The 8,619-nt window shown below is 70.7% G+C and carries 8 protein-coding genes; 6 read left to right on the top strand and 2 right to left on the bottom strand.

Annotation, left to right across the window (positions count from 1 at the left end; all coding sequences use genetic code 11):
- A partial coding sequence (locus ACQKIP_RS32115; RefSeq protein WP_427744888.1) for an N-acetylmuramoyl-L-alanine amidase occupies positions 1 to 511 on the bottom strand: 511 nt, incomplete at its 3' end.
- 61 nt (positions 512 to 572) lie between these two features.
- Between ACQKIP_RS32115 and mnmA the strand changes: the two genes are divergently transcribed.
- Positions 573 to 1,709 (top strand): tRNA 2-thiouridine(34) synthase MnmA, encoded by a 1,137-nt coding sequence (mnmA, locus tag ACQKIP_RS32110; RefSeq protein WP_365865721.1) that lies wholly within the window; start codon positions 573 to 575, stop codon positions 1,707 to 1,709.
- 17 nt (positions 1,710 to 1,726) lie between these two features.
- Here mnmA and ACQKIP_RS32105 read toward each other — a convergent pair whose 3' ends face one another.
- Positions 1,727 to 2,056, bottom strand: a complete 330-nt coding sequence (locus tag ACQKIP_RS32105) for a DUF427 domain-containing protein (RefSeq protein WP_365865722.1) — start codon at positions 2,054 to 2,056, stop codon at positions 1,727 to 1,729.
- A 63-nt stretch (positions 2,057 to 2,119) separates the two neighbouring features.
- On the opposite strand from ACQKIP_RS32105, the gene ACQKIP_RS32100 reads away from it, so the two are divergent.
- The 5 genes from ACQKIP_RS32100 to ACQKIP_RS32080 form a co-directional block, all read left to right on the top strand.
- Positions 2,120 to 2,665 (top strand): TIGR00730 family Rossman fold protein, encoded by a 546-nt coding sequence (locus ACQKIP_RS32100; RefSeq protein ID WP_365865724.1) that lies wholly within the window; start codon positions 2,120 to 2,122, stop codon positions 2,663 to 2,665.
- Positions 2,666 to 2,707: 42 nt separating this feature from the next.
- Positions 2,708 to 3,397, top strand: coding sequence for an SDR family oxidoreductase (locus tag ACQKIP_RS32095; RefSeq protein WP_365865725.1), 690 nt, complete (start codon positions 2,708 to 2,710; stop codon positions 3,395 to 3,397).
- Complete coding sequence (locus ACQKIP_RS32090) at positions 3,394 to 4,389, top strand: methionine synthase (RefSeq protein WP_365865727.1); 996 nt, start codon at positions 3,394 to 3,396, stop codon at positions 4,387 to 4,389. Before ACQKIP_RS32095 ends, ACQKIP_RS32090 begins: the two co-directional genes overlap by 4 nt.
- 30 nt (positions 4,390 to 4,419) lie before the next feature.
- A complete protein-coding gene (gene ligA, locus ACQKIP_RS32085) occupies positions 4,420 to 6,603 on the top strand; it encodes an NAD-dependent DNA ligase LigA (RefSeq protein ID WP_365865729.1) in 2,184 nt (727 codons plus the stop codon).
- A gap of 249 nt (positions 6,604 to 6,852) precedes the next feature.
- On the top strand, positions 6,853 to 8,619 hold a 1,767-nt coding region (locus tag ACQKIP_RS32080; RefSeq protein ID WP_427744884.1), incomplete at its 3' end, for a putative bifunctional diguanylate cyclase/phosphodiesterase.

The following is an 8,619-nucleotide window of genomic DNA, read 5'->3' as shown; positions in this document are numbered from 1 at the left end:
CCGACGACTCGTACATCTCGTCGGTGAACGAGGACTTCTTGTCGACGAAGCCCTCGTGCTCGATGCCGATGCTCCGTTCGTTGTAGCTCTTGTTCCCCGCGTGGAACGCCACGTCCAGCTCGCGGATCATCTGGGCCACATGCCCGTCCCTGCGCACCACGTAATGGGCCGCCGCGCCGTGCGCCGGGTCCTTGAACACCTTCAGCGCCGTGTCGTACCCGCCCTGCACGACGTGGATGACGACCATGTCGATTCCGTAGTCGTCGGGGCGGTCCGCGCGGCGCCAGTTGTAGTCCGACGCGGCGATCCACTGGGCGCCCTTGGCGTCGACCTCGCCCTCCTTGCGCTTCTTGACGACGCCGGGCAGCCGCCACCACAGGCGCCCCAGCTGGTCGGATGCGAGCACGGCCGTGCCCGCGGCGGCCACCGCGCCGCCGATCAGGAGCGTCCGCCGGTCGATGCGACGGCGCTCGGGCTTGTGCTCCGCCGTCGAGTCCTGTTCTTCCCCCATGTGATCGTCAACGCTTACTCACGGGCGCCTGGTTCCCGCGGGCCCGTACCCTGTTAGAGCTATGACTGAGAACAGGACCCCGCAGCACCCCCGCCCCCTGCGCGTACTCGCCGCCATGTCCGGCGGCGTGGACTCCGCCGTCGCCGCCGCGCGTGCCGCCGAAGCCGGGCACGACGTGACCGGAGTGCACCTGGCACTCTCGGCGAATCCGCAATCGTTCCGCACGGGCGCGCGAGGCTGTTGCACCATCGAGGACTCCCGCGACGCCCGCCGCGCCGCGGACGTCATCGGCATCCCGTTCTACGTCTGGGACCTGGCCGAGCGGTTCCGCGAGGACGTCGTCGAGGACTTCATCGCGGAGTACGAGGCGGGGCGCACCCCCAACCCGTGCCTGCGCTGCAACGAGAAGATCAAGTTCGCCGCGCTCCTGGACAAGGCCCTCGCGCTCGGCTTCGACGCGGTCGTCACGGGGCACTACGCCACGGTCCTGGTGAACGACGACGGCATGCGCGAGCTGCACCGCGCGTCGGACATGGCCAAGGACCAGTCGTACGTCCTCGGGGTCCTGGACGACCGCCAGCTCGCCCACGCGATGTTCCCCCTCGGTGACACGCTCACCACCAAGGAGGAGATCCGCGCGGAGGCCGAGGAGCGCGGCCTGGCCGTCGCGAAGAAGCCCGACAGCCACGACATCTGCTTCATCGCCGACGGCGACACCCGGGGCTTCCTCGCGGACCGCCTCGGCAAGGCGGAGGGCGACATCGTCGACGCCGAGGGGAACAAGCTGGGCACCCACGAGGGAGCTTTCGGCTACACCATCGGCCAGCGCAAGGGCCTGCGGATCGGCACCCCGGCCCCCGACGGCAAGCCGCGCTACGTCCTGGACATCTCCCCGGTGAACAACACCGTGACGGTCGGCCCGGTGGACGCCCTCGATGTCTCGGGCCTGACGGCGATCAAGCCCCGCTGGTGCGGCGCGGCCCCCACCGGGCCCGGCACGTACACCGCGCAGCTGCGGGCGCACGGCGGCGAGACGCCGGTGCGCGCGGAGCTGGTCGACGGCTCGGAGCTGCGGGTCTCCTTCGAGGAGCCCGTACGCGGCGTGGCCCCCGGCCAGGCGATCGTGCTGTACGACGGCACGCGCGTGGTGGGATCGGCGACGATCGCTACGACGGAGCGGGCGACGGCGGCGGTCTAGGGCCTCCGGGGCCGGCCTCAGGCCGCTTCGACCTCCACTTCGTAGAAGCAGAAGTGGTCCTTGATCTGCGCCACCGAGTCGTTCGGCTCCGGATACGCCCACACCGCGTCCTTGACGTCGGGCAGCGACCAGTACGACGCCGTTCCCTTGAACGGGCAGTACGTGGTCGTGTCCGACGGGGCCAGGGCGTCGGTGCGTACGTCCCGGGGCGGGAGGTAGTAGCGCACGGGGCAGCCGGTCTCGCGCAGCAACAGCGGGCGGCTGCTCTCGGCCACGATCCGGCCCTCCCGCACCACCCTGACGCGCTCGGTGCCCTGCTCGATGGTGATCTTGTGTCCTGCGGTCACCGTGGTCTCCTTCTGTGAGCGGCTGCGTTCCACCCAGTCTGGGCCGGATCGTACGGTGAGGCCATGAACATCTGCGTCTTCCTCTCCGCGGCCGACCTCCCCGACCGCTACACCCGCCCCGCCCGCGAATTCGCCGAGCTGCTCGGCAGGGGCGGCCACACGCTGGTGTGGGGCGGCTCGGAGAGCGGTCTGATGAAGGTCGTCGCCGACGGTGTGCAGGAGGCCGGCGGGGGCCTCGTCGGCGTCTCGGTGGACTTCCTGGCCGCCAAGGCGCGCACCGTCACCGCGCCCGACGAGATGGTGATCGCGCGTGACCTGGCCGAGCGCAAGGCGCTGCTCCTGGAGAAGTCCGACGCGATCGTGATCATGGTCGGTGGCACGGGCACGCTCGACGAGGCCACCGAGATCCTCGAACTCAAGAAGCACGGCAAGCACACCAAGCCGGTCGTCCTGCTCAACTCGGCGGGCTTCTACGACGGCTTGAAGGAGCAGTTCCAGCGCATGGAGGACGAGGGCTTCCTGCCGGTGCCGCTGACCGGCCTGGTCTTCTTCGCCGAGGAGCCGGTCGGTGCGCTCGCGTACCTGGAGGAGGCCATGGGCGCCCAGTGACCGTGCGCTGACCTGCACCTGCCGGGGTGCGACGATGGACGCATGGCAACACATGTGATCACCGGGGCGGGCTCCGGCATCGGCGCGGCCGTCGCCCGCCGTCTCCACGCACGCGGCGACGACCTCGTCCTGCACGCACGGGACGCGGGCCGGGCCAAGGAACTGGCGGCGCAATTCCCGGGAGCGTCCACGCTCGTCGGCGACCTCTCCGACCCCGACAGGCTCTCCTGGGCGTTCGGCCACCAGTCGCTGCCCGAGCGCGTCGACTCGCTGCTGCACGTCGCGGGCGTCGTCGACCTGGGCCGGGTCGGTGACCTTAGCCCCAAGTCCTGGCGTCACCAGCTCAACGTCAACCTCATCGCGCCCGCCGAGCTGACCCGGCACTTCCTGCCCCAACTCCGCGTCGCACAGGGCCACGTGGTCTTCGTCAACTCGGGCGCAGGCCTGAGCGCGAGCCCCGAGTGGTCCGCCTACGCCGCCTCCAAGCACGGCCTGAAGGCCCTGGCCGACTCCCTGCGGGGCGAGGAGCACGCGAACGGCGTCCGCGTCACCACCGTCTACCCGGGGCGCACGGCCAGCGCCATGCAGGCCAAAGTGCACCAGCAGGAGGGCAAGGAGTACGACCCCTCCCGCTTCATCGACCCGGAGTCGGTCGCCACGACCATCCTGATGGCCGTCGACCTGCCGCGTGACGCGGAGGTCAACGACCTGACGGTGCGGCCCGGACTGTGAGCGCATTCAGCTGGGGCGCCGCGACCGGCGTCGGATCCATGCCGGGCGGCGACGCCCGTGAGGCCGTGAAGACCGTCACCGGCAGTTTCGAGGAGTTCCCGTATCTGGCGGAGCTGCCCGCGCGGGGGCCCGGCGCCGACATGATCGGGCGGACCGCCGGAATGCTGGTCGAGCTCTACGCGCGCGTGGAACCCAGCGGCTGGCGGATCGGCGACCGGCCGGGGCGGGACACGCGCCGCGCGAAGGCATGGCTCGGCGAAGACCTCGACGCCCTGGAGGAGTTCACCCAGGGGTACGAAGGGCCGGTCAAGGTGCAGGCCGTGGGGCCGTGGACCTTGGCCGCGGCCCTGGAGCTGAAGAACGGCGAAGCGGCGCTCTCGGACCCCGGCGCCTGCCGTGACCTGGCCGGATCCCTCGCCGAAGGGCTGCGCGCCCACCTCGCGGACGTACGCCGCCGGATCCCCGGGGCGCAGATCGTGCTGCAACTCGACGAGCCCTCGCTGATCTCCGTGCTGCGCGGGCAGATCAAGACGGCGAGCGAGTACCGCACCCACCGCGCCGTGGACCGCCAGCTCGTGGAGAGCACCCTGCGGGAGGTCCTTGGCGTCCACGCGGGGGCGACCGTCGTGCACTCCTGCGCGCCGGACGTGCCGTTCGCGTTGCTGCGCCGTGCGGGGGCGGACGCGATCTCGTTCGACTTCTCGCTGCTCACCGAGCGTGACGACGAGGCGATCGGTGAGGCCGTCGAGGGCGGCACCAAGCTCTTCGCCGGTGTCGTGCCCGGCGTGGACGGCCCATTGTCAGACCCTGCCGGTAGCGTCATGGGTGTCAGGTCGTTGTGGCGCAGGCTGGGACTGAATCCGGGATCTCTCGCGGAGTCGGTCGTGGTCACTCCGTCGTGCGGGCTCGCGGGGTCTTCCCCGGCGTACGCCCGCGCGGTGCTCGCCCACTGCGCCCGGGCGGCGAGATCACTCGCGGACAACCCTGAGTAATTGGGTATGACGTAACGGGAGGATGTAACGGTGGCTGTCGAACAGCAAGGCTCTGTGCCCGCCGAGGCACGGGATCAGCATGCCCAGCTGGCCGAACAGATCGAGGAGCACCGCTTCCGGTACTACGTGAACGACCAACCGGTCGTCAGTGACGCCGAGTTCGACAAGCTCCTTCGCTCGCTCGAGGCCCTGGAAGAGCAGTATTCGGAGCTGCGCACGCCCGACTCGCCCACCCAGAAGGTCTCCGGGGCGTACGAAACCGAATTCACCTCCGTCCAGCACCGCGAGCGCATGCTCTCCCTGGACAACGCCTTCGACGACGCGGAGCTCGCCGCCTGGGCCGACCGCGTCGCCAAGGAGGTCGGCACCACCGACCACCACTTCCTGTGCGAACTGAAGGTCGACGGCCTCGCCGTGAACCTCACGTACGAGGACGGCAAGCTCACCCGCGCGGCCACCCGCGGCGACGGCCGCACCGGCGAGGACATCACTCCGAACGTCCGCACGATCGCGGACATCCCGGACCGCCTCAAGGGCGACAGGATCCCCGCACTCGTCGAGATCCGCGGCGAGGTCTTCTTCCCCATGGAGAAGTTCGAGGAGCTGAACGCCCGTCTGGTGGAGGCCGGCGACAAGCCCTTCGCCAACCCGCGCAACGCGGCGGCGGGTTCACTGCGCCAGAAGGACCCGCGCGTCACCGCCACGCGCCCGCTGCACATGGTGGTGCACGGCATCGGCGCCCGCGAGGGCTTCGACATCGACTGCCTCAGCCACGCCTATGAGCTCCTGGGAGAGTGGGGCCTGCCCACCGCCCAGCACAACAAGGTGGTCCAGGGCCTCGACGGCGTGCGGGACTTCATCACGTACTTCGGCGAGAACCGCCACTCTGTGGAGCACGAGATCGACGGCGTCGTCGTCAAGCTGGACGAGATCCCGCTCCAGGGCCGCCTCGGCTCGACCTCGCGCGCGCCCCGCTGGGCGATCGCCTGGAAGTACGCCCCCGAGGAGGTCAACACCAAGCTGGTGAACATCCGCGTGGGCGTCGGCCGCACCGGCCGCGTCACGCCGTATGCCCAGGTGGAGCCCGTCACCGTCGCGGGATCCGAGGTCGAGTTCGCGACCCTGCACAACCAGGACGTGGTGAAGAAGAAGGGCGTCTTCATCGGGGACACGGTCGTCCTGCGCAAGGCGGGCGACGTCATCCCGGAGATCCTCGGCCCGGTCGTCGACCTGCGCGACGGCAGCGAGCGGGAGTTCGTGATGCCCGCCGAATGCCCCGAGTGCGGGACGGCGCTGCGGCCGATGAAGGAGGCCGACATCGACCTCCGCTGCCCCAACGCCCGTTCCTGCCCGGCCCAGTTGCGCGAGCGCCTGTTCTATCTCGCGGGCCGCAAGAGCCTGGACATCGAGAACTTCGGCTATGTGGCCGCTGCCGCGCTCACCAACCCCCTGGAGCCGTCCGAGCCGCCGATCCTGGACGAGGGCGACATCTTCGACCTCACCATCGAGCGCCTCCTGCCGATCAAGGCGTACGTACTGGATCAGGACAGCGGACTGCCCAAGCGGGACCCGAAGTCGGGCGAGGAGAAGATCGCCACGGTCTTCGCCAACCAGCAGGGCGAGGCGAAGAAGAACGCCCTGTCGATGCTGGAGAACATCGCCGCGGCCAAGGAGCGCCCGCTCGCGCGGATCATCACGGGCCTGTCCATCCGCCATGTGGGCCCGGTCGCCGCGGAGGCCCTCGCCCGTGAATTCCGGTCGGTCGAGCGCATCGAACAGGCCACGGAGGAGGAGTTGGCCGCCGTGGAGGGCGTGGGCCCGACCATCGCCGCCTCCCTGAAGCAGTGGTTCGAGGAGGAGTGGCACCGGGAGATCCTGCGCAAATGGCGCGCGGCCGGTGTCCGTATGGAGGAAGAGGGCGGGGGAGAGGACGAGGGGCCGCGGCCGCTCGAAGGCCTCACCGTCGTCGTGACCGGAACGCTGGAGAAGCACACGCGGGATGGCGCAAAAGATGCGTTGCAGAGCCGGGGCGCCAAGGTGACCGGTTCCGTTTCGAAGAAGACAGCTTTCGTCGTAGTGGGTGACAATCCTGGATCTAAATTCGACAAGGCCATGCAGCTGAAGGTTCCGGTTCTCAACGAGGGAGGCTTCGCCGTCCTGCTGGAACAGGGGCCTGAAGCAGCCGCGGAAGTTGCGCTTCCGACCGAGGAGTAGCGGTTGAAGGCCACCCGTTCAGCGCATACCAGATGCATACGGGTGGCCGGGTCGCATTCGGGCAACCGTTGTGGACCGCTGCCCGTAGAAGCCTTCTGCGGCCTACTGTTGAGGTGTGCGCCTGCCGTGCCCCGCTGCGATTGGGGTATCCCCTGCTCATCGGGAGCATGGGTAAGGGGATTCAGACGCGGCTGACTTCTGGAGCGAGTCCGCGTGGCGTGGGCACCGCCGGCTGTGAGAGGGACGGGAATGGAACCGACCGAGAGCGCCGCACCGGACTCCCGGCTGCCCGCGCGCCTGCGTCGCGGACCGGGCGCGTGGCTCAGCGGACGCAGGGCGGCACGGGAGGCACGCGAAGCCGAGAGCAGGCTCCCCGCCGTCCCGAGCACCGCAGTTGAGCGGCGCGAACGCGCATGGAGCACCGTCGGCGCATACGGCACGCAGGAGCTCGGCGTGGGCGAGGCGGCGGGCGGCAGGGACACGGCGGGGCCCGGCTCCGCGCAGTCGGGTGCCGAAGGGCGGCGAAAGAGCCTCTGGCGCGGCAGGGAGGCGCCCGACGCGGACGACGCATCGGGCGAGCGTGACCCTTGGCCAGTGCTTCCGGTTGCCGTCGTGGCGATCGCCGCGGTGGCCCTCGGCACGGGCTTCTTCCACGCACTCACCGGACGCGACGCGCTGTTCCCCTCCGGGGCGGTCGGCTGGGCGCTGGCCGTCCTCACGGGACTGATCGTCGGCCATCTCGTCGCGCTCGGCCGCGACCGCTGGTGGGGCGGCACCGGCTCGGGCGGCGCGCTCACCGTCGCCGTCCTCCTGCTGTACGGCTGGGTGCCCGCCGGCATGGTCAGCCTCACCGTCGTCGTCCTGGTCGGCATCGCGCGCCGCCACCGCTGGCGCCAGGGCATCCTGCACGGAGCCGTCGACATCCTCGGCATCGGCGCGGGCGCGCTCGCCATGGCCGCGTTCGGCACGGCGCCCACGGCGCAGTCGCCCTGGCTGCCCGAGACCTGGGACCTGTACTCGGCGCCCGAAGTGGCCCTCGCCGCGATCGCCTACCTCGTCGTCACCCGCGTCCTGCTCTGGTACGTCCACGCGCCGCGCACCGGCGCCCTGCCCACGGTCACCCGCACCGCCCTGGTCCGGCAGGGCCTTGTCGCTGTCGCACTGCTCGGCATCGCCCCGCTGATCTGCGTGGTCGCCGCCTCGACCCCCGCGCTGCTGCCGCTCTTCGCCATCCCGCTGGTCGCGCTCGACTCGACGCTGTGGATCGCGCGGGCCAGGGCCGAGGAGCAGTTGCGCGACCCGCTGACGGGGCTGCCCAACCGGCAGTGGCTCCTGGAGCGGACGTGGACGGCGCTCGACGACGCCGAGCGGATCGGGGCGCGCTCCGCCTTAATGCTGATCGACATGGACCGCTTCCGTTCGGTGAACGACACCCTCGGCCATCTCGCGGGTGACCGGCTGCTCCTGCAGATCGCCGACCGGCTGCGGCTCGCCCTGCCGCGCGGCGCGGAGGCCGCACGGCTCGGCGGCGACGAATTCGCCGTCCTGCTGCCGGTCACCGACTCCACGACGTCGGCCACCCGGGTGGCGCGGTCCCTGGTCGCCGCCCTCGGCTCGCCCCTGGACCTCGACGGCCTGACGCTCGTCCTGGAGGCCAGTGCGGGGCTCGCCGTCTTCCCCGACCACGCGCTGGATGCCGAAGGGCTGCTCCAGCGGGCGGACGTCGCGATGTACCAGGCCAAGCGGGACCGCACGGGCGTCGAGGTGTACGAGTCCAAGCGGGACTCCAACACCCCCGACCGGCTCGGCCTGCTCGGCGATCTGCGCCGGGCGCTCGACGCGGGCGACGTCGAGTTGCACTACCAGCCGAAGGTCCAGTTCGACGGCCGCGTCGCGGGTCTGGAGGCCCTGGTGCGGTGGGTCCATCCCGAGCGCGGGAAGGTGCCGCCGGACGAGTTCATCGCCATAGCGGAGTCCTCCGGCCTCATGCCGCACCTGACGGAGTACGTCCTGGAG

This window comes from Streptomyces sp. NPDC059900 (assembly GCF_050270335.1).
Classification (GTDB): domain Bacteria; phylum Actinomycetota; class Actinomycetes; order Streptomycetales; family Streptomycetaceae; genus Streptomyces.
Note: the sequence above shows the minus strand (reverse complement) of the source record. Positions and strands in the feature narration are given on the sequence as shown.

Bases quoted from the DNA above. Each gene is read 5' to 3' on its own strand.
- mnmA (WP_365865721.1), top strand. From the start codon at position 573: ATGACTGAGAACAGGACCCCGCAGCACCCCCGCCCCCTGCGCGTACTC.
- ACQKIP_RS32100 (WP_365865724.1), top strand. From the start codon at position 2,120: ATGAACATCTGCGTCTTCCTCTCCGCGGCCGACCTCCCCGACCGCTAC.
- ACQKIP_RS32095 (WP_365865725.1), top strand. From the start codon at position 2,708: ATGGCAACACATGTGATCACCGGGGCGGGCTCCGGCATCGGCGCGGCC.